This window comes from Intrasporangium sp. DVR (genome assembly GCF_040365325.1).
In the GTDB taxonomy this organism is placed as follows: domain Bacteria; phylum Actinomycetota; class Actinomycetes; order Actinomycetales; family Dermatophilaceae; genus Intrasporangium.
Genome location: NZ_BAABZW010000004.1, coordinates 75,094 through 95,385 on the forward strand (window position 1 = coordinate 75,094; position 20,292 = coordinate 95,385).

A 20,292-nucleotide genomic window follows, 5' to 3' on the forward strand; every position below is an offset into this window, starting at 1 on the left:
CTCAGGACCCCGCCGGCACTGACGGGTGCTGGTCCTCCGACGGCCCGCTGCCGGCGACACGCCGCTTGGGCGCCGTGGCCCCGAGCACCAGCCCGACCCCGGCCCCGAGCACGGCGAAGCCCACGATCGGGGTCACCTCCCCGACGAGGAAGAAGACCGGCCGGTTGCCCAGGACGTCGACACCGACGATCGAGACCATGAGGATCCCGAAGAAGATCAGCAGGGCCGACGGCGCGGCGGCCACGTCCGAGCGCCGGCCGGCGCTCGGACCCACCTGCGTCGCGGTGCGTGGGCCTCGGTCGAAACGGACGAACGCCGCCACGATGACCGCGGTCACGGCGAGGAGCACGGCGAACAGGAGCGGGCGACTGAGCCACCAGCCCCACGAGGCGACGGCCGGCTGGTCGACGCCGACGGTCCACAACGTCAGCAGGACGAGCATGAGCGCCGTGAGGTGCCAGAGGAAGGCGGTCATCGCGAACGGCGCCGCACTCAGCACCGCCCGCCACACGCGAGGGCGACCCAGCACCCGGTTCATCACCGGACGGGCGATGACCGCCAGTCCGCAGATGCCCAGGCCCTGCGCCAGCAGCGCGGCCGTCGGGGGCGCCATGTTGGAGACCGGCTCCCCGGGCAACCCCACCATCGAGGTGGGATAGGGCCCGACCGTGACAGCCACGAACATCCCGGTGTAGCCGACTGCGACCATCAGCCAGCCCACCCGCGGCGTGAGCCGCCCGTCACGCCAGAGGAACCCCAGCTGGTGGAACGCGAGCCACACCAGCGCGAAGTTGAGGTTGCCGACGAACTCCACCGCGGTGAACCGGACCACGTCGACGAGGACAGCGGACCCGATGAGGAGCCCAGCGGCATACGGCCCCCACCGCTCGTGGAACGCGCGCATGAGGGGAGCGAAGGCACACGCCCCGAGGTAGATCCCGACGAACCAGAGCAGCTGCGGCACCGCGACGAGCGCGTCGCGGGCGAACCGACCGACGATCCCCGGACGAGCGGTCAGGCCGGTGACGTGCGCCACCACCCCGATGACCACCCAGACGGCAAGGAAGGCGAGCGACGGGCGGAGGAGGCGCACCGCTCGAGCCCGGAAGAACGCCGCGTAGCGACCCGGCGTCCGCGGCGGCACCCGGCGGTCGAGCGAGTCCAGCGCGTAGGCGTGGGCGACGCCCCCGACGAGGAAGAAGAGCGGCATGACCTGGAGCAGCCACGTGAGTGGCTGGAGGTCCGGCACGACCGTGAGGGCATTGCTGATCTGCCCGGTCGGGGTGAGGCCCACCATGAGCCAGTGCCCGACCACGACGACGAGGAGGGAGCCGGCCCGAAGCGCATCGACCCACCGGTCGCGGTCGGCCGGCGTGGCATCGGCAGCCCGCGCTGCGGAGCCACGCGGAGACGGGGCGGACCGAGTCGTCACCCTCTCATCGAACTACGAAGGCGGGCCGAGCGCGTCAGTTCGCGCTCAACCCGCCCCGGATGATCCCGATGAGGGGTCAGTACCGCTCGTCCCGGCGGTCGATGATCTCGTCGCGACGCTCGACGACCTCGGGGGCGCCTCGATGCTCCGTCACCGTCGTGTGCCTGGTGCGCTGGGCGTTCTGGATGACGCCCATGATCAGGGCGAGAGCGCCGCCGGCCATGAGGATGATCCCGACGACGTCGAGGTTGTAGTTGAGGATGTTCTCGTCGAGCCCGGTGAACGTCAGGATCGCCCCAAGAACCAACAAGGTGATTCCGAGTCCGATTCCCATGTCGTCTCCTTCTCCGTGGCGGGCCACGCGCCCGCCTCGGACCTCACTTACCCGCGACGGCGGAAAATCACACGCACCACACCGGCAGCAAGCGCAATCGCGAGCAAACCGGCCGACACCCAGAGCGCGAGCCCGACCTCGGCCATCAGGCCGTCCTCCGCGTGTCGATAAGCCGCAGCGACCACGGCGGAGCCGATCGGGTCGGCGACGACCTCCGTGGACGCGTCCCGGCCGAGCACGATGGCCCCGGCGAACGCCGCGGCCGCGAGCAGTCCGCCGACGCCGAGCAGGCCCAGGGCCCGGACGCGGCGCCGGGCGAGGATGAGCGCCAGCGCGGCCAGGGCCACGACGATCCACGGCGCGGCCGAGCCCGCCACGGCGCCGACCGCGTAGACCCGACGAGCGGTGGTGAGGTCGTCGACGGAGAAGAGTGCGATGGGGACCTCCGGCGCGAGGTTGAGGCTGCCGCGCACCGGGACGCCGAACCGGTCGAGGAGCCGGTCCACCCCGGTGACCTCGATGGTCAGCGGCATGACGACGTGACCCGTCGAGTCGACCCTCGCCGGGCGCTCGCCCTCCATGACCGCAAGGAACTCGCGATGGGCGCCACGGAGGCCGGATTCCCAGGCCCGCTCGACCTCGGGCTGCTCGAGCACGGTCGTCACGAGCTCGCGCAGAGGCGCCGCGAGCTGTCGGGCGATCGGGTCGGGCACCTTGAGCTGCACCTCGACGGACTCGAGGACGCGCTCGGTCAGGGCCTCGCGAACCTCAGGGGACGAGGCGACGGGCCGCAGCTCCCTGACGAACTGGTCGGTGTCGGTGCCGACCGACGTGACCCAGGCGACGAGGAGAGCCACGGGGAGGAGGATGACGGCGAGCAGTCCGGCGACGCCGGACACGAGGCACCGCACGGTCAGGCTCCTCTCAGGTCGAGGGTCAGGTGTGTCGGTCCGCCCTGGACGAGGGTGAGGGGGATGCCCCAGTCCTGCTGGAAGAGATGGCAGGCCGCGTGCTCCGGAACCACGCCCGTGTCCGGGTCACCGTCGCAGGCGGCCGCCTGCACGGACACGTGGAGGGTGCCGGACCGGATGCCGCTGGCCAGGGTCAGCGTGCGACTCAGCCCCCGCGCCCGGCCGCCTCCGTCGACGAGGAGCCCCTCGGGTGAGGCGGAGACGTCGAGCATGGTCGGGTCACCCCACCGGTCGTCGAGCTTCTGGCCCTTCGGGGGGACGAAGGTGACCGCCAGGCGGACCTGCCCGGGTGCCAGCTCGGTCGGCGGCCGCTGGGTCCGATGGGCCGGCCCGTCGACGCGCTGTGCGGCCTCAGGGAGTGGGATCCGGGTGAGTCGATGGGCCGCCGACTCGACGACGACGAGTCGCGTCTCACCCGTCTCGGGGTCCCGCTCGACGGCCGCATCGCTCGGCTCGGCGAGGTCGCGGGCCAGCGTCGTCACCTCCCCACGGACCGGGTCGTAGCGGCGGATCGCGCCGTTGTAGGTGTCGCTGATGGCGACCGAGCCGTCAGGCAGCTCGGTGACGCCGAGCGGGTGCTGGAGGAGGGCCTGGGCGGCGACCCCGTCGCGGTGGCCGAAGTCGAACAGGCCCGCGCCGACGTGCGTCTCGACGACGAGGTCGCTCCCTGGGCCGTCGGCGCCACCGCGGACCGGCGAGACCGACCTCAGGGCCGACGTCTCCGAGTCGGCGATCCAGACGCGGGCGCCGTCCGCCGCGGTGGACAGGCCGGATGGCTGCGCGAACCACGCCTCGCCGGCTGGACCGTCGCGCAGCCCCTCGTTGGTGGTGCCGCCGACGACGTGGACCACGCCGGCCTCCACGGTGTCACCGGGCGTCCACGCCCAGAGCTGGTGGGTGCCGGCCATGGCGATGAGGAGCCGGTCGCCGAGCCAGGCGAGGTCCCACGGTGTGGACAGGTCCTGGCCGAGGGCCGGCCCTCCCCCGGAGCGCTCCCGCAGCTGGCGGCCGGTCCCGGCCAGCGCGCGAATGGTGCCGTCAGCGAAGCACAGCCCCTTGACCTGGTGGTTCACGGAGTCGGCGATGAGCAGGTCGACGCCGAGGCGGTCGCGCACGGCACGGGTCGCGAGCACCACCCCCTGCGGCTCGTTGAGGGTCTCGTGCCCGCCCCAGCGCGCACGCTCGGTGACGAGGTCCGGGTCGAGATGGACGATCTGGTGGTTGGCCGTGTCGGAGATGACGAAGGAGCCGTCGTCGAGGGCCACGACCTTGCCCGGGAACCGGAGTGCCGTGTCGGCCGGAGGCGGCGGGACGTAGGGGTCGTCGCCGGGCTGGAGGGTGCCCTTGGCGGTGTGCTCCCCGATGAGCTCGCCGACGAGGGCGGCGAGGCCGGGACCGTGGCCCTCGCCCGACATGGAGGCGACGACGTAGCCCTCGGGGTCGACGACGACGAGGGTCGGCCAGGCCCGGGCGGCGTAGGCGCGCCAGGTGACGAGGTCCGGGTCGTCGAGGACGGGATGGTGCACGGCGTAGCGCTCCACGGCAGCCGTGAGGGCGTCGGGGTCGGCCTCGTGCTCGAACTTCGGCGAGTGGACCCCGACGATGGTCAGCGCGTCGGGGTACTGCTGCTCGACGGGCCGCAGCTCGTCGAGCACGTGGAGGCAGTTGACACAACAGAAGGTCCAGAAGTCGAGAACGAGGACGCGACCCCTGAGGTCGGCCAGTGACAGGGCCCGTCCGCCGGTGTTGAGCCAGCCGCGGCCGACGAGCTCGGGCGCTCGGACCCGCACTCGGGCCCGAGCTGACGGCTCGGCGGTCACCGCAGCCGCCGGTCGGCGAGCACGGGGAAGGCCTTGCGCCAGCGGTGCGTCAGGTCCAGGTCGACGTCCACGCTGAGGACCTCCTCGTGGTGCCCCGCCGTCGCGAGGACGGTGCCCGTGGTGTCGACGACCTGCGAGCGGCCGCCCATCTCGTGGCCGGCGTGGGTGCCGGCGGTGTTGCACTGGATGACGACGCACTGGTCCTCGACGGCGCGAGCCTGCCCGAGGAGGGTCCAGTGGGCCACCCGCTTGGCGGGCCAGGCCGCCGGGACGACGAAGGCCTCGGCGCCGCGGTCGAGCAGGGCGCGGTAGAGCTCGGGGAAGCGCAGGTCGTAGCAGGTCGAGAGACCGACTCGCACGGAGCTCGCTGCGCCGGCTGGGCCCGTCGAGCCGGCGCCGCGGACCGGGACGTCGATGACGACGAGGTCGGCGCCGGGGTCGAGCAGCCTGGGCTCGCCCTCGCCGAAGCCGAACCGGTGGATCTTGCGGTAGGTGGCGACGAGCTCGCCTGTGGGCGAGAACACCACGGAGGTGTTCCACAGGCCGTGACCGTTGGCCTCGGTGGGCTCGGCTCGCTCGACGAGGCTCCCGCCGTGCAGCGTGACGCGTGCGTCCTTGGCGGCGGCCGCGAGGGCGCGCGCGATCGGGCCGTCGACCGGCTCGGCGCGCTCGTCCCAGCTGCGGTAGTCGAAGCCGCCCGCGGACCACAGCTCGGGAAGCACGACGAGGTCATGGCCCTCTTGGGCGCGAACGAGGTCGACGACGCGTGCGGTGCGCTCGGCGACGCTCTCGTCGTCGCCGTAGGCGAGCTGGATGAGGGCAACCTTCATGCCCCAACTCTCACACATGGGGCGCCGGGGACGGGCCTCCGGTCAGCCGGCGAGGGCCTCGCGGGAGCGCACCTCGCGGCGCTTGTCGGCCAGCTGGTCGCGCCACTCGGGATCCGACTGGACGAGGTAGACGAGGCCACAGTCCTGAGGGCCGCTCGCGCCGGGGAAGCACAGGGTGCATGGCTCGCCGATGCGGATCGGGCACTTGGGTGTGGGCGTCGCGGCCATGAGGACCTCCTGCACTGAATTCTACGCTGCGTAGTAGTTAACAACGAAATCACTTCCCGTATGCCGCTGAGCTCGCTCCCGGCAACCGGCGGGGTCCCGGCCCTCCCGCACCCCTTCGTCGAGTGGGCAGTTCGTGCCGTCCACCCCCCGATGGAGTGGGCAGGCGATGCGACCCGCTCGGCGGCAGGAGCTGCACCCTCGACCGAGAGGGTCCGGGGAAGGTCAGGGGCGAGGGCTCTCGTCGTGCCGCGCCAGCCTGGCCAGGTGCTCGTTGTAGGCCACCAACTCGGCGTCGCCGTCGCGGTCGGCGTGCCGGTCCCGGCGACGCCCCTCGGCGCGGTCGGCCCGGGACCACTGGAAGGCGACGAGGAGCGCCAGGACGAGTGAGGGCAGCTCGCCGATGGCCCAGGCGACGGCGCCGCCGTTGCGCTGGTCCTCGAGCGGGTCGCCGACCCACGACACGTCGACCGTCGTGAAGAAGTCGGGGGCGAGCAGGGCGGTGCCGCTGATCATGGCGACGCCGAAGAAGGCGTGGAAGGCGATGGTCGCGAAGAGGACGATGAGGCGCAGCGCCGGGCTCCACCGGGGCGGGCCCGGGTCGGTGCCGACGAGCACCCACGCGAAGAGGTAGCCGGCGATGACGAAGTGGGCCGTCATGATCAGGTGCCCGGTGTGCGTCGTCAGCGCAAGGTGGAACAGGTCGGTCCAGTAGAAGACGACGAGGCTCATGAAGAAGAACGCCGCCGCGAAGATCGGGTTGCCCACGACCTTGAGGTAGGGCGAGTGGACCAGGCCGAGGACGAGCTCGCGCGGGCCGAGGGTGCCGTCACGGCGCGCTCGCAGGGTGCGCAGCGCCATCGTCACCGGGGCGCCGAGGACGAGGAAGATCGGCACGACCATCGCCTCGATCATGTGCAGCGTCATGTGCCAGGAGAAGGCGACCCGGCCGTAGATGCCGAGCACCCCGTTGGTCGCCCAGATGAAGACGAGCCAGCCGACGACCCAGCTGACGGTGCGCAGCACGGGCCACCGGTCGCCCCGCCTGGCCAGCCGGACGACGCCGGCGAGGTAGAGCCCGATCGCGAGCAGGGCGGTCGCGAGGAAGAGCCACTCGACGCGCCAGGCGCTCACCCACGACAGCGCGGTCGGGGCGGGCGGCTCGGGGAACCCGGTCAGGGCGAGCGCAGCGCTGGGGTTCGAGACCGTCTCCGGCACGGGCGGCTGGGTCCGGGCCAGGGCCGTGGCGATGCCGAAGGCCAGCCCCATGACGACCATCTCGCCGAGGGCCAGCAGCGTGAAGGCCCGTCCCGAGCGGGCAGCGGTCTCGGCCCGTTCGAGCGCATCGATGGTGACCCGTCGATGCCACCAGCCCGCGAGGCCGAGCACGAGGAGCGCACCGATCTTGAGCAGGACGAGGACGCCATAGGCGCTCGTCAGGTCCTCGAGCCGCTCGAACCGCGTCGAGGCGGCCATGACGCCGGAGACACCCAGGGCGGTGAAGGCCCACAGGGCGACCGTGGAGTAGCGGCGGGCGACGGCTGCGAGTGCGTCGCCGAGAGTGCTGCGCAGGAGGATCAGGGCGAGCAGCCCGCCGGTCCACACCGTGGCGCTGAGCAGGTGAACGGCCAGGGCGTTGACGGCGGTCTCGTGGTCGGCGGATCCCCCGGCGTGGCCCGTCAGGCCGAGGACGGCGACGCCGAACAGCGCGGTGAGCAAGAGCGCGACGGCCACTGACCGAGCGCGAGCGAGCGATGCGAAGGACGCGACGACGAAGGCGGCGGCCGAGGAGATCAGGCCCACGCGAAGGGTCTCGATGGCCCACACCGACCTGAGCAGCTCCGCGGCGAAGAGGGGGTGGTCGAGGGGCAGCCCAGCGGCGTCGGCGAAGGTGAAGACGACGACGACGGCTCCCGCGCTCGCCCAGACGAAGGCGGCCGCCGTCGCGATCCGGAACGCAGCGGCTCGGCGCGGCTCGTCGATGGCGGCCGAGGCCTGACGCGTGGCACCCGGGATCATCGTCGCGGCGAGCAGCAGCGCCCCGACGGTGAGGGCGGCGGCGAGGTCGTGCACGAGACGCACGAGCGGCAGGGCCCAGCGCACCACGGGCCCCGCGTCGGTGAGGCCGGTGGGCGGCGACGACACGGCGCCCCCGAACCAGGCCGCGAGGACGCTCGCGCCGAGTCCGGCCACGATGACGAGCGGGACCGCCACCATCGCCACCATCGCCACCCACGCCGGGGATCGACGCGAGGCGACTTCACGGGCGGCTGAGGGCATGCCTCAAGCCTAAGTAGTCTGGGGGCATGCCTCTGCACCCGGCCGCTCCCGATGACCAAGGCGGCTTGCTCGACGCCTTCGAGCAGGTGGTCCAGGCCATCGTCGACCTGGGCTGGGCCTGCCGCGAAGACGACTTCGAGAAGCCGACCGAATGCCCCGGTTGGACCGTCAAGGACCACATCGTCAAGGTGGTCGCCACGGAGAAGGCCTTCTCGGCACTGCCCCGGGAGCCGCACGGGCCCGCCAACCCCGCGGAGGTGCGCAACCAGTTCAACCGGATGGTGGACCTGGAGCTGGCTGCCCGTCGGACGTGGACCGGTCGCAGCGTCGTCTCCGAGCTCGCCGACTTCCACCAGCACCGGATGTCCCAGCTGCGTTCGCTCGACGTCGACCTCGACACCGAGATCGCCGGCTTCTTCGGGGCCCGCACCACCTTCGGCGACCAGCTCCGCGCCCAGATCGCCGAGACGTGGGTCCACGAGCAGGACGCCCGGACCGCACTGGACCGTCCCGGCGACCTCGACTCCCCCGCTGCGGCAGTCTTCACGGCTGCGATCCTCGACGCGCTGCCCGTGGTCGCCGTCCGCGACGCCGGCATCGAGCCGGGCCACGCGGTCGTCCTCGACGTGACCGGCCCGGTCCTGGCCCGGGGCGGAGCCCGCGTGGTCCAGGGAGCCGACGGCGAACCGGTCGGCGAACAGCTCTTCAGCGGGCAGGACCCGGAGGCCGGCGAGCCCCTCGAGGTCACGACGGTGCAGCTGACCACCGAGGCCCTGACCCGCCGAGCCGCTGGGCGCCGGAGCACCGACCAGACCCACTTCACCGTCCTCGGCGATGAAGCGACGGGCCGCCGCCTGCTGGACGCCCTCGACGTGCTGTCGCCCGCGCCCACCGCCTGAGCGCGGCCCGGCGAGAGGCGCTTGCCAACGTCGGGGGGAGCGCTTACGGTCGACTCGTCGGTGAAGCCAGTGCCGCGTCTTTCGACCCGCTGGAGCACTGTTGCCCGACCCGACCCTCCCCTCGGCCGAGCCTCGTGTGGATGCGCGAACGCGTGAGCTCATCGCCACCGTCCTGTCCTCGTCGAACGCCCACGAGCGTCGTGCCGCCCTCGACGAGGCCGCCCGCCTCCACATGCCCCTGGCGAGGGCCCTCGCCCGCCGCTATGCAGGCCGCGGGCTGGAGTTCGAGGACCTCGAGCAGGTCGCGTTCCTCGCCCTGCTCAAGGCGGTGCACCGGTTCGACCTGGAGCAGGAGACGGAGTTCGGCGCGTACGCCACTCCGACCATCACGGGTGAGCTGCGACGGCACTTCCGGGACCACGGCTGGCTCGTCCGGCCACCGCGCGAGCTGCAGGAGCGACGCCAGCTCGTGGCCGCGGCCCAGGGCCGCCTCACGCAGCGGCTGGGGCGGGAGCCCAGCGAGGCGGAGCTCGCGGAGGACCTCGGGCTCCGCGTCGACCAGGTCCGCGAGGCCCTGGTCGCGGCGGAGAACCTCCGGCCGGCGTCGCTGGACGTCACGGCCGACGACGCCGGACCGACCACGGACCGGCCGCGGCGCCACACCGCCAGACGGGACACCCACGAGCCGCCGGCCGACGACGTCATCGTCGTGCGCCTGGCCATCTCCCGGCTGCCGGCACGGGAGCGCGCCATGGTCGCGTTGCGCTTCGACACCGGTCTGAGCCAGGCGGAGATCGCCGAGGCCATGGGACTGAGCCCCATGCAGGTGAGCCGGACCCTCCGCCGCGTGCTCGGACTGCTTCGCGACGAGCTCGAGTCGGGAGGGGTCGCACCCCGCTGAGGTGGCACGCGGGCCACCTCGGCTCAGCTCCGCTCGGGCGGCCCCTGGTGGCCGTACTGCTGCTCCTGGCCACGGACGACCTGCTCCGCGACGTGCGCGAGCTTCATGTTCAGCTCCTGCGAGGTGCGTCGGAGCACCTCGAACGCCTGCTCGGCACCCATGTGGTGCGCCGCCATGAGCAGCCCCACCGCCTTGCCGATCTCTCGGTTGCTCTGCAGGCCCAGGCGCAGCGTCGCCGCCTCCTCACGGGCTCGGAGGGCCATCAGCGCCACCGAGGCGAAGGAGGCGAGGACGGCTCCCTGGTCCGCGGAGCGCTCGGTGAGCGCACCCGGCTGGTCGGCGAAGAGGTTGAGCGCGCCGACCTTGTCGCCGTCGAGGAAGAGTCGGTAGCCGATGGCCGAGCGCACCGGGGTCTCCGTGATGACCCGCTCGGTGAACCGGGGCCACGGGCTGGTGCCCGCAGTGAGGTCGGCGTCGTGCTGGTAGGCCTCGTCGAGCACGGCGTCGTAGCACGGCCCCTCGCGGACCTCCCGCTCGATCTCGTCCGCCCGGCGGGCGATGTCGTCGGTCGAGGCTGCGGTGACGAAACGCTCGCGCTGCTTGAGCATGATCGACGCGCGCTCGCACCCGTCGACGAGTCGGCACGCAGCATCGACGATCGACTGGTAGACGTCGGACTCGTCCGCGCCCGCGTAGATCAGGCCGGAAAGCCGCACGAAGACGTCACGAGTGCCCTCGTCGCTGGGTTGGTCGTCAGTCATCCCGTGGTCCTCCGATAGTCGTCGCCCTCTACTTCTGCCGGGCGGCACCTCGCTGCGCTCATCCTCGCACGCCCCAGCGCCCACCGGGCCACCGCCACTGAAGTGACGGACCGCCCACCGGAAGGGGCACCCTCGTCGGGCGCGAGCAGGAGCGAGCCCAGCGGCATACGGCAGCCGTATGCCGCTAAGCCGGCACCCGCTCGCTGGGGCCGGTGGAGGGTCGGCGGGCTAGCGCAAGTTGTGCATGTCACGGCGCGACAGGAAGGCCCGCGTGCCGAGCGCCATGAGGAAGGCTGCCGCGCCGGCGAGGACAGCCACCCAGTAGCCGTGGCGCGCCCCGACCCGGTCGATGACGGCTCCCGAGATCGCCGACCCGGCGGCGATGCCGATGATCAGACCGGTGAGCACGAGCGTCATGCCCTCGTTGATCTGGGCCTTCGGGACGATCCGCTCGATGATGTTCATCGTCGTGATCAGGGTCGGCGCCGTGGCCATCCCGGCGACGAGCATGATCGCCGCGAGGATCCAGAGGTTGCCCGCCAGGAGCACGGGCGCCTCGAGGACCATCATCCCGAGCGTGCCGACGATGAGCAGCTTGGTCAGGTTGCGTCCGTGGGACACCTGGCCGAACACGAGGCCGGAGGACGCCGACCCGACGGCGAAGAGCGCGAGGATCGCGCCCGCCACGTTGTGGTGCCCGGCGTGCTCGGCGACGGCGAGCGTGACGACCTCGTTGACGCCGAAGATGGCCCCGGTCATCACCATGATGAACGCGAGCGGGATGAGGCCGGGGTTGTGGTGCGCGTGGCCCGCGGGACGCTCGTGGTGCGGGACGATCGGCGGCTCGGTCGACCGGGCCGAGACGAAGACGAGCACGCCGATGGCGTAGCAGATCGCCGCGAAGAGGAAGCCGGCCTCGGGGAACAACGTCGTCGACAGCCAGATCGCGAGGACGGGACCGATGACGAAGGTGACCTCCTCCATCACCTGCTCGAAGGACATGGCCGTGTGCAGGCTGCGGGGGTCGTGGGCGAAGATGTGCGACCACCGCGCCCGCGCCATCGTGCCGAGGTTGGGAATGACGGCGCAGAGCGGGAAGGTGATGAAGAGCACCCACGACGGCCAGCCCCGCCACGACGCAACCATCGTCAGCACGGCCCAGAAGCCCGACCAGATGAAGAACGGGACGGCGACGCGCCGCTGCCCGTAGCGGTCGACGAGCCGCCCGAGGAGTGGAGCGGCCAGGGCCAGGGCCACGAGGCCCGCCGCCATGACGGCACCGGCCAGCTCGTACGAGCCGCGTCGGGCCGCCACCATCGCCACGGTCGCGACGGCGAACATCGCCCCCGCCGAGCGCGCGGTCATCCCCCCGATGATGAAGGTGCGTGCCCCCGGGACCTCGAACAGAGGACGGTAGGACGAGAGCAAAGCGAGATCCTGTGTTCGGGTGGAGGGCTGGGCTGGGTGGTCGGGTGCTTCAGTCGGTGTGGCGGGTCGGTCGGCCGACACTCATCGGCCCGAGCCATAGTGGCACGCCTCGGCGGCGCGTGCGTCGGCGGCTGACGCCGCGCCCCCGCAACAACTACGCCGAACCGGCGGCGGTCGCACCCTCTCCGCCTCGGGCGGGACCGTGCTTGCGCCGGAGCGACCACATCTGGGGGGACCGTTCGAGCTCGACGGCGACGTCCCAGGGGACGCCGCCGGGCACGGTCTCGCGCCGGAAGGTGCGGACGAGGCGACGGGCGAGCTCGGGGTCCCTGGCGACGCGGCCGGCCAGGGCGTGCGCCTCGGTCTCGACCTCGGCGTCGTCGTGGGCGGACCAGGCCAGCCCGAGCTGGACGGCACGCTCGCCGGAGACCTCCTCGCCGAAGAGGCCCATCGCCGCGGCGGCCTCCCGGCCGGCCACCCGGTTGAGCAGGGTGAAGTGACCCCCGCCGGGATGGATCCCGATCTGGGCGAAGCCGGGCAGCAGCCGCGCCGTCCGCGAGACGATCCGCAGGTCGGTGGCCAGGGCGAGGTTGAGCCCGGCCCCGACCGCGGCGCCGCGCACCGCTGCGATCGTCGGCACGCCGAGGTCGCCGATCGTCGTGAACGCGCGGTAGACGGTCTCGAGGTTGCGGTAGGCCTCGTCCTCGACGGGGTCGAGCCCGGTGTCCGCGAGCACGGCGCGGACGGCGCCCGCGCAGAAGTGCTGGCCGCCCGTGACGACCACCGCACCCACTGTGGCGTCGGCCTCGGCAGCCCGGGCGGCGTCGATGAGCTCCCGGGACATCTCGACCGACAGCGCGTTGCGCCGCTCGGGGGCGGACAGGGTGATCGTCGCGACGGCGTGGGCGACGGCGTACGTCACTTCACTCATGCCTTGCGTGCCTTCACTCATGGGTCTCCTTCGTCTCGGTCGTGACGGCCGCGGTCAGCGCCGGCCGGTGAGGATCAGCGGCCACAACCGGTCGCGTCCCGCGGAGGCGGCGAGCTCGGCGAGCGTCTCGTCCCACTCGTGCACGGATCCGTACTCGCTGCGTCGCACGAGGATCGGCTTGGTCAGCAGGTGCAGCTCGTGCTCGAGCGTGGTGCCGATCGCGCCGAGGACCTGGTGGGCGCCTCGGACGACGACCGAGGCAGCATGTCCGACGCAGGACTTCGCCACCCCGACGGCGAACAGCATGCCCGGGTCCTGCCACTGCGAGGACGCCGCCCGAGCCACCGCGGTGTCCGTCGCCGCGCGGGCCAGGGACGACTCGGTCGCGATGTCGGCCACGAGGTGCTGCACCGCCTGGAACCGGCCGATCGGCCGACCGAACTGCTCCCGCTCACGGGCGTGCGTGAGGACGAGCTCGAGGACCCGCTCCATGGCGCCGCACACCTGCGCCGAGCGGGCCAGCGCGCCCCGGAGGTGGAACTGGTGGCCCACCGAGTCATCGACGACGGGAGCGGACTCGAGGTCAGCGACCTCGAACTGCACCGTGTCACAGGGCTCTCCCGCGAGGTTTCGCCGCTCGGTCAGGCTCACCCGGTCCTGCGGGACGTCCGCGACCCGCCACCGCTCGCCGTCCTCCCACAACGCCACGATAGAGGTGGCGTCCCGGCCGAAGGTCACGTTGAGGGCCCGACCCGACGGGTCCGGCCGGCACACCGTGCGCAGCGCGCCGTCGTTGGGCAGCCCCGCCTCCTCGAGCAGCCAGGCACCGAGCACCCCGTGCTCGACCAGGGGTGCCGGGGCCCCTGCCGCGGCAGCCAGCCCGAGGAGGGCCGCGCCCTCGATCCAGCTCGCACCGCTGCCCCCGCTGGCCTCCGAGGCGGTCAGCCGCGTCAGGCCGAGCTCGTCGAGCTGGGCCCACAGGGCGGGGTCGAACTCGATGTGCTCGGTCGGCGCCGACCGCGTCGACCGGTAGGTCGCGAAGAGGTCGGTCAGCATGCCGACCAGGTCGGGATCGGCCGTCGTCGACACGGCCAGGTGCTCCAGCCCGGCCATCAGCGCATCCCCAGGCCGCGCGCGATGACGCCGCGCAGGATCTCGTTGGTGCCGCCCCGCAGGGTGAACCCCGGGCGCTGGAGGATCGCCGCGTGCAGGAGCGTGTAGAGCTCCTCGTCCTCGATCCAGCCGCTCGCGGTCAGCGTGTCGACGTAGTCGGCGATGTCGCCCTCCGCCGTCGTGCCGAGGACCTTGACCGCCGCCGCGGCCGTGTCGGCCTCGGCGTGCGCCTCGAGCGCGGTCGAGACCGCGAAGGACATCTGGTGCAGCGCCGCGACCCGGGCGACCTGACGGCCCAGACCCTGGTCGAGGGGCAGGCCGCCCTCCCCCATCGCCTGGGCAGCGGCCGCGAGCAGCTGGAAGGTCGACAGGTAACGCTCGGGGCCGCTGCGCTCGAAGCCCAGCTCGGAGGTGACCTGTCGCCACCCCTCGCCGATGGTCCCGAGCACCCGGTCGTCCGGGACGAGGACGCCGTCGAGGTGGACCTCGTTGAAGTGGTGGTCCCCGCCCATCGAGATGATCGGGCGGATCGACACCCCCGGCGCGCCCAGGTCGACGATGAACTGGCTCAGGCCCTCGTGACGGTGGGCCGGGTCGAGCGGTGCCGAGCGAGCCAGCGCGAAGAACGCGTCCGCCTCATGGGCGCCGGAGGTCCACACCTTCGTGCCCGTCAGCCGCCACCCGCCCTCGACCCGCTCGGCCCGCGTGCGGACGCTGGCCAGGTCCGAGCCCGAGTCGGGCTCGCTCATCCCGATGCCGAAGACGACCTCCCCGCGGCTGATCCGCGGCAGGAAGTCGCGCTTCTGCTCCTCGGTGCCATAGGTCAGCAGGGAGGGCCCGATCTGGCGCTCGGCGACCCAGTGGGCCGCGACCGGGGCACCGACGACGAGCAGCTCCTCCGTGACGACGAACCGCTCGAGGTAGGTGCGCCCCTGACCTCCGTACTCCGTCGGGATGACCATCCCCAGCCAGCCGCGGGCCGCGAGCTCCCGGGTGAAGTCGCGGTCCCATCGCGTCAGCCACGTGTCGACATGCGGGACGAAGCGACCGGCCGAGACCTGCTCCGCGAGGAACTCACGCACCTCCAGCCGAAGATCGAGCAGGGCCGCACCCTCGACCACGACCGGCGGAACCAGCTGACGGCTCATGTCCCAGTCCTCCTGTGCCTCTGACACCCTTCGTCGGGCGACGACCACAGCGTGTCACGACATCAGCCACCCCGGTGCGCCCGGACCACGGCTGCCCCTTCCTCCCGCGGGACCTCAGGCGGTGGTGGCAGCCGGCACCGCCCGCGGGACCGAGCGCGCGCGCAGCCTGCCGGCGCCGAGCGCGACGAGGACCAGGCCGAGGGCGAGCCAGGCACCGAGGACCACGAGGTGCGGTCCAGCGCCGGCCCCGTCGAAGTAGGCGGCACTGCGCAGGAGCTGACCGCCCGCACCCGGTGGGAGCCAGGCCCCGATCGTGTGCCAGGGCTCCGCGAGGAACTCAGGTGCGGTCGCCAGTCCGGACAACGGGTTGCCGACGAGCAGGAACAGTGCCGCGCCGAGTCCCATCCCGGGCAGCCCGGCGACGAGGAGCAGGCCGAGCAGGGTGGCCGACATCGCCGCGATGACGAGGGCCATGGCGCTCGCCTCGAGCAGCCAGCTGCCCTCGAACACGTCGTACCAGTGCAACAGCCCGGCGAGCGCCGCCCCGAGGACGACGGCCGCGGAGAGCACCGCCGCGAGCCTGCCCCATGCGCCCCTGACGATCCGGTTCATCACCAGCACGGGAGCGATCGCGGCGATGAACAGCGGCAGCAGCGCGGTCGCCAGGCCGGCTCCTCGGCTGTCCTGCGCCGGCAACGACACGACCTCCTTGACGGGCACTGCCCGGCCCTGCTGCTGGCCCAGCTGCGTCGCGAGGGCGGACAGGCCTTGCGCGACGGCCGGGCTCGCGGCGGGCGCGGTCAGGACGCTCGCGCCGGCCGGCGCGAGCGCGATGCCGCCGTAGACGTCCCGGTCCCGGATCGCCTGCGTCAGGGCCGTCTCGTCCGCGAAGGTCTGCACCTCGAACGCGCCGGGGGCTTTCGAGCTCAGGCCACCGGCGACCTGCTGGATCGCTGGTGCGGGTCCAGCGAGGCCGATGGGCACGGCCCTGGGCTCGCTGTGGACGGCCGGCAGGGCAAAGGCGGTGAGGACGACACCGATGAGGAGGGTGAGGAGGACGATGGCGCCGAGCGGCCCGCCCGGCGGGACGTGCTCCACGGCGGCGGCCCGGGGCTCTGTGGCTCGTCCCCGGGGACGCTCGCCCGAGGCGTCGGCGGGGGGTGCGTCGTGCGTGAGACCGGATGACATGACAACTCCTTTCAACGGCTGTTGAAACCACCATAGGGGAGGTCGGCCGTTAGTTTCAACAGGTGATGAATCGCGGGCTATGCTGGGCCCATGTCCCGACGTCCCGGCCCGCGCTCCGACCGTGAGGACGTCCGGGGCGACATCCTCACGGCGGCTCGCGCCCTCTTCGCGAGCCGCGGCTTCAAGGGGACGACGATGCGGGCGGTCGCCGAGGGCGCCGGGGTCGACGTGGCGCTGGTCCCCTACTACTTCGGCAACAAGGACGGCCTGTTCGCCGCCGCCCTGGAGCTTCCGGTCGACCCGCACCAGAAGATCGACGAGGTCTTCGCGGCGGGGCTCGACGGGATCGGCGAGCGCATCGTGCGCACCGTGGGGTCGATCCTCGACGACCCGACCACCGGGCCGGCCCTGCTCGGGCTGATGCGCTCGGCCCTGTCCGAGGACACCGGCCACGAGGTCATCCGCGACTTCATCGACAGCGTCATCATCGGCAGCTACGCCCGGCACCTCCATCGGCCGGACGCCCGCGCCCGCGCCTCCCTCGCCGCCACTCAGATCATCGGCATGGTCCTCGCCCGCCGGGTGGTCGGGATCGAGCCGGTCGCGAGCATGAGCGTCGACGAGCTGGCCGCCCACGTCGGTCCGACGATCCAGCGCTACCTGGCCGGCGACCTCCCCTGACCCTGGCTGGGCTCGCAGCCCGCTGAGACCCCCACAGCCGCCGGTCGGCCAGCCGTCACCGAGCCAGCGCGGGCTCAGTGAGCCGGTCAGGCGCCGCTGACGAGGAGGAAGCCGACCAGCCCGACGATGACCGCCGTGATGAGCCACGCGACGACGGTCGTCAGCCGGTGGTTGGCCATCGCCCCCATGAGGCGGCGGTCATGGGTGAAGAGCAGGAGCGGGACGAGCGTGCCGGGAAGCGCGAACGACAGGACGACCTGGCTCCACACCAGGGCCAGCGTGGGCTCGACGCCGAAGCCGAGGATGACGAGGGCCGGCACCACGGCCAGGGTCCGGCGGAGCAGGGCCGGGATCGGCCGCCTGCCGAAGCCGGTCATGACGACGTCGCCGGTCTGCACACCGACGAGCGTCGACGCCAGCCCGGAGGCGAGCAGCGCCACGGCGAGCATCGTGGCCGCGATCTGCCCCGCCTGGGCGCCGAGGGCCGCATAGGCCGTCTCGATGCTCGCTCCGGCCTGGCTCGGCAGCGCGGCCGCGAAGACGACGAGGCTGATGTTCGCCGCACCTGCGACCGTCATCGCGATGACGACGGAGCGCACGGTCTGCCGCCCCACCCGCATCCGGGTCTCCTGCGAGGGCTCCGTCGTGCCGTCGTCGCGGGCCCGCGACGCCGCCGAGTGGAAGTGCAGGGCGTGCGGCATGACGGTCGCGCCGACGATGCCGACCGCGAGCAGGGCCGCCGAGGAGTCGAGCGGCCCGGGCACGGCGGACCGCAGCAGGGCGACTCGGTCGACCTCGGCGATCAGGACCTGCCAGAGCAGCGACCCGATGATGACGGCGAGGAGGACGAGCACGACGGACTCGAAGTGGCTGCGGCCGTGCACCTTGAGGTAGAGCACGACCAGGCTGAACCCGGTCACGGCGACGGCACCCCACATGAGCGGCATGCCGAAGAGCAGGTGGAGGGCGATGGCCCCGCCCACGATCTCAGCCAGGTCGGTCATGATGACGACGATCTCGGCCTGGGTCCAGAGCAGGATCCGACCGACTCCGGGGTACCGACGGGCACTGTGCTCCGCGAGGCTGAGGCCCGTCACCATGCCGAGCTTCGCGGCGAGGTACTGGATGACCATGGCCGCGCAGCTGGCGAAGACGACGACCCACACGAGGGCGTAGCCGTGCTGGGCGCCGGAGCTGATGTTGACGCCGAAGTTGCCGGGGTCGACGTAGGCGATCGCCGCGAGCAGCGCCGGCACGAGGGTGCGGGGCGCGCTGAAGGTCCCGCCGAGGCCGTGCTCGGGGGACCGGTCGTCGACCCGTGACGACGGTGCGCGCTCCGTTCGCTCAGCCATGGTCAGAGCATGGGCCCTCGACGCCCGTCACGCCAACCCGAAGGACCCGTCGCGACGTGGCGCCGCGGGTGCGGTGTCAGCGAGCGGCGGCGAACCCCAGCAGCGCCGCGATCCCCAGCGCACTGCGCGGGTCGTAGCTCGACGTCCACAGCCCGCCGTGGACCGCCGCATCCGCCTCGTCCTGCCACGGGTGCTCGTGCGCCGGGGAGCCCGTGCGCAGGTCATGGACGAGGAGGATCGCCATGAGCGTGTTCGCGGTCCCCGGCTCGAAGACCTCCACCCCGAACCGGTGCGCCCCGGCGTAGGCCGCGGCCAGCGCCCGGTTCTTCAGGACCGACCGCGTGCGAGTGGGCGGGGCGACCTTGAGCGAGACGACGCCACCGTCGGCGCGGTAGGCGGTGGCCCGCCACCGCTGGAGCCGCTTGGCGAGCAGGTAGTTCGGGCCCTGCTGGAGGACGACGGAGTCGTTGATGCCCGGGTCCTCGCCCGGCACGTAGTTGCGGCGGAGCAGGCGCCCCCCGCTGAGGGTCCGCAGTGGCACCCGCAGGACCTTGGACGTATGCCGCTGGGCGTAGTTCTCGACGGACCTGGCCACCGCGGCGGGCGGGACCGCGAACACGTCGGTCGGCGTCGCGAGGAAGGCCAGTGAGACGTCCTCGCGGCCACGGTCCTCGACGACCCTCTGCGTCAGGGCGTCGACGGCCGTGGCGACCCGGACGTTCGTCGCGCCGTCGGCGTAGACGTAGTTGCCGAGGACCAACGGGCCCTCCCGCTGCGCGACCCACCGCGTCACCGACGCGAGGTCGTGCACCAGGTCCCCGCCGAGCCGGTCCTCCACGGAGCCGGGGCCCGGCTGCACCGGCACGGTCATCGAGCCGGCCAGGCGCCGGGTGTCGCCGATGAGTCTGTGCCAGAGCTCCCGTCGCGGGAGGTCGACCGCCACGACGTCGGCGCCCCACCTGAGCAGGGACCGGAGCGGGCCCATCTCGGCGGCCGCCCCGAGGACGACGACCGTCTGGTCGGACAGGTCGAGCCAGTCCGGGTTGTCCATGACCAGCTCGACGGCCTCCGCACAGCTCGGCTCCACGACGCCGCGCTCGACCCACCCGGCCAGCACGCGACGGAGCCGGTCCCCGGAAGCGCGCTCAGCGGCATACGGCATCGACACCGTGCGGTCGGGGGCACCCTCGCCACGGATCGTGTGGGAGCCCAGCGAGCCGGTCCGCTCCTCGAGCGCCGCGGCGAGCGGCCCCTCGCCCGAGGGCCCGAGCCAGCGCATCCGACCGTGCACGGAGGCGAGCCCCTCCCGAGCAATGGACTCGGCGACCACGGCGCTGGGCAGGCCCGCCTCGACGAGGCGGCGGAAGTGCTGGAGGTAGCCCTGACGCCAGTTGGTCTCTCGCGCAGCCGAGGCGGCCCCGACCGGGTCGGCCGCGCGGAGCGCGTCGGTGACCACCGCTCGCCCGAGGGCGGCCGTGCTGCGCCGACCGGACGCCTCGTCGACCGGAAAGACCACGCCGCTGTGCTCGCCCATGAGCCCATCCTGCCCGTTCGGGCGGGCGTGACGGGCCACACACCGCCCGAGGCCGGGGTGGAGGGGGACAATGTGGGGTAGTTCGGATCGAGGAAGGCAAGGAGGCCCGCGAGTGACGGACACGACGACTCACAGCACACGGTTGGCCGAGGAGCGCCAGACCACCGTGGATCGGCTCGAAGGACTCCGGCGGGAGTTCGGCCAGGTTGTCGAGGCGACCGTGGACGCCAACTCGGACGACGAGCACGACCCCGAAGGTGCGACGATCGCCTACGAGCGCTCGCAGGTCGCTGCCCTCATCGACCACGCCGAGCAGCACCTCGCCGAGATCGACGCCGCCCAGGAGCGGCTCGCCCAAGGCATCTACGGGCTCTGCGTCGTGTGCGGCCGCCGCATCCCAGAGGAGCGGCTCGAGGCCCGACCCACGGCGCGGACGTGTGTGGAGCACGCCGGCCGCGCGTGAG

General features: G+C 72.7%; 19 protein-coding genes. 4 read left to right on the forward strand and 15 right to left on the reverse strand.

What is annotated here, in order from left to right; translation table 11 throughout:
- Window position 1 precedes the first annotated feature (1 nt).
- The 7 genes from ABWV20_RS04450 to ABWV20_RS04480 all read right to left on the reverse strand — a co-directional run bounded on the left by ABWV20_RS04450 (window position 2) and on the right by ABWV20_RS04480 (window position 7,892).
- The gene (locus tag ABWV20_RS04450) at window positions 2–1,432 is read right to left on the reverse strand and encodes an acyltransferase family protein (RefSeq protein WP_353353614.1); all 1,431 of its coding nucleotides are present in this window, start codon (window positions 1,430–1,432) and stop codon (window positions 2–4) included.
- 76 nt (window positions 1,433–1,508) lie between these two features.
- Window positions 1,509–1,766: a DUF6458 family protein gene (locus ABWV20_RS04455; RefSeq protein WP_353353615.1), complete on the reverse strand. Its 258-nt coding sequence runs from the start codon at window positions 1,764–1,766 to the stop codon at window positions 1,509–1,511.
- 47 nt (window positions 1,767–1,813) lie between these two features.
- Window positions 1,814–2,677 (reverse strand): hypothetical protein, encoded by an 864-nt coding sequence (locus tag ABWV20_RS04460; protein WP_353353616.1) that lies wholly within the window; start codon window positions 2,675–2,677, stop codon window positions 1,814–1,816.
- A 2-nt stretch (window positions 2,678–2,679) separates the two neighbouring features.
- Window positions 2,680–4,557, reverse strand: a complete 1,878-nt coding sequence (locus tag ABWV20_RS04465; RefSeq protein ID WP_502901755.1) for an NHL domain-containing thioredoxin family protein — start codon at window positions 4,555–4,557, stop codon at window positions 2,680–2,682.
- On the reverse strand, window positions 4,554–5,387 hold the full coding sequence (locus ABWV20_RS04470; protein WP_353353618.1) for a carbon-nitrogen family hydrolase: 834 nt from the start codon (window positions 5,385–5,387) through the stop codon (window positions 4,554–4,556). Before ABWV20_RS04470 ends, ABWV20_RS04465 begins: the two co-directional genes overlap by 4 nt.
- 42 nt (window positions 5,388–5,429) lie before the next feature.
- Window positions 5,430–5,615, reverse strand: coding sequence for a DUF6767 domain-containing protein (locus ABWV20_RS04475; protein ID WP_353353619.1), 186 nt, complete (start codon window positions 5,613–5,615; stop codon window positions 5,430–5,432).
- 222 nt (window positions 5,616–5,837) lie between these two features.
- Window positions 5,838–7,892 carry a bifunctional copper resistance protein CopD/cytochrome c oxidase assembly protein gene (locus ABWV20_RS04480; RefSeq protein WP_353353620.1) on the reverse strand — a complete coding sequence of 685 codons (2,055 nt, stop codon included), beginning with the start codon at window positions 7,890–7,892 and terminating at the stop codon, window positions 5,838–5,840.
- Between the two features lie 26 nt (window positions 7,893–7,918).
- On the opposite strand from ABWV20_RS04480, the gene ABWV20_RS04485 reads away from it, so the two are divergent.
- Both ABWV20_RS04485 and ABWV20_RS04490 read left to right on the forward strand, forming a co-directional pair.
- Window positions 7,919–8,791 carry a maleylpyruvate isomerase family mycothiol-dependent enzyme gene (locus ABWV20_RS04485; protein WP_353353621.1) on the forward strand — a complete coding sequence of 291 codons (873 nt, stop codon included), beginning with the start codon at window positions 7,919–7,921 and terminating at the stop codon, window positions 8,789–8,791.
- Between the two features lie 136 nt (window positions 8,792–8,927).
- The gene (locus ABWV20_RS04490; RefSeq protein ID WP_353353622.1) at window positions 8,928–9,692 is read left to right on the forward strand and encodes a sigma-70 family RNA polymerase sigma factor; all 765 of its coding nucleotides are present in this window, start codon (window positions 8,928–8,930) and stop codon (window positions 9,690–9,692) included.
- Window positions 9,693–9,715: 23 nt separating this feature from the next.
- Here the strand turns inward: ABWV20_RS04490 and ABWV20_RS04495 are convergent, their stop codons facing one another.
- From ABWV20_RS04495 to ABWV20_RS04520, 6 genes are all read right to left on the reverse strand, one after another.
- Window positions 9,716–10,453: a GAF and ANTAR domain-containing protein gene (locus ABWV20_RS04495; protein WP_353353623.1), complete on the reverse strand. Its 738-nt coding sequence runs from the start codon at window positions 10,451–10,453 to the stop codon at window positions 9,716–9,718.
- Window positions 10,454–10,681: 228 nt separating this feature from the next.
- Entirely contained in the window at window positions 10,682–11,818 is a 1,137-nt protein-coding gene (locus ABWV20_RS04500) for an MFS transporter (RefSeq protein ID WP_353353624.1), read from the reverse strand.
- Window positions 11,819–12,035: 217 nt separating this feature from the next.
- Entirely contained in the window at window positions 12,036–12,812 is a 777-nt protein-coding gene (locus ABWV20_RS04505; protein WP_353353625.1) for an enoyl-CoA hydratase-related protein, read from the reverse strand.
- Window positions 12,813–12,866: 54 nt separating this feature from the next.
- Window positions 12,867–13,925 (reverse strand): acyl-CoA dehydrogenase family protein, encoded by a 1,059-nt coding sequence (locus tag ABWV20_RS04510; RefSeq protein ID WP_353353626.1) that lies wholly within the window; start codon window positions 13,923–13,925, stop codon window positions 12,867–12,869.
- Window positions 13,925–15,073, reverse strand: a complete 1,149-nt coding sequence (locus ABWV20_RS04515; RefSeq protein ID WP_353353627.1) for an acyl-CoA dehydrogenase family protein — start codon at window positions 15,071–15,073, stop codon at window positions 13,925–13,927. The genes ABWV20_RS04510 and ABWV20_RS04515 overlap by 1 nt, the downstream gene beginning before the upstream one ends.
- Before the next feature lie 114 nt (window positions 15,074–15,187).
- Window positions 15,188–16,261: an ABC transporter permease gene (locus ABWV20_RS04520; protein WP_353353628.1), complete on the reverse strand. Its 1,074-nt coding sequence runs from the start codon at window positions 16,259–16,261 to the stop codon at window positions 15,188–15,190.
- A 90-nt stretch (window positions 16,262–16,351) separates the two neighbouring features.
- On the opposite strand from ABWV20_RS04520, the gene ABWV20_RS04525 reads away from it, so the two are divergent.
- On the forward strand, window positions 16,352–16,942 hold the full coding sequence (locus ABWV20_RS04525) for a TetR/AcrR family transcriptional regulator (RefSeq protein ID WP_353353629.1): 591 nt from the start codon (window positions 16,352–16,354) through the stop codon (window positions 16,940–16,942).
- Between the two features lie 86 nt (window positions 16,943–17,028).
- Here the strand turns inward: ABWV20_RS04525 and ABWV20_RS04530 are convergent, their stop codons facing one another.
- The gene (locus tag ABWV20_RS04530) at window positions 17,029–18,294 is read right to left on the reverse strand and encodes an Nramp family divalent metal transporter (RefSeq protein ID WP_353353630.1); all 1,266 of its coding nucleotides are present in this window, start codon (window positions 18,292–18,294) and stop codon (window positions 17,029–17,031) included.
- Between the two features lie 76 nt (window positions 18,295–18,370).
- Entirely contained in the window at window positions 18,371–19,828 is a 1,458-nt protein-coding gene (locus tag ABWV20_RS04535; RefSeq protein WP_353353631.1) for a hypothetical protein, read from the reverse strand.
- A 112-nt stretch (window positions 19,829–19,940) separates the two neighbouring features.
- On the opposite strand from ABWV20_RS04535, the gene ABWV20_RS04540 reads away from it, so the two are divergent.
- A complete protein-coding gene (locus tag ABWV20_RS04540; RefSeq protein ID WP_353353632.1) occupies window positions 19,941–20,291 on the forward strand; it encodes a TraR/DksA family transcriptional regulator in 351 nt (116 codons plus the stop codon).
- Window position 20,292 lies beyond the last annotated feature (1 nt).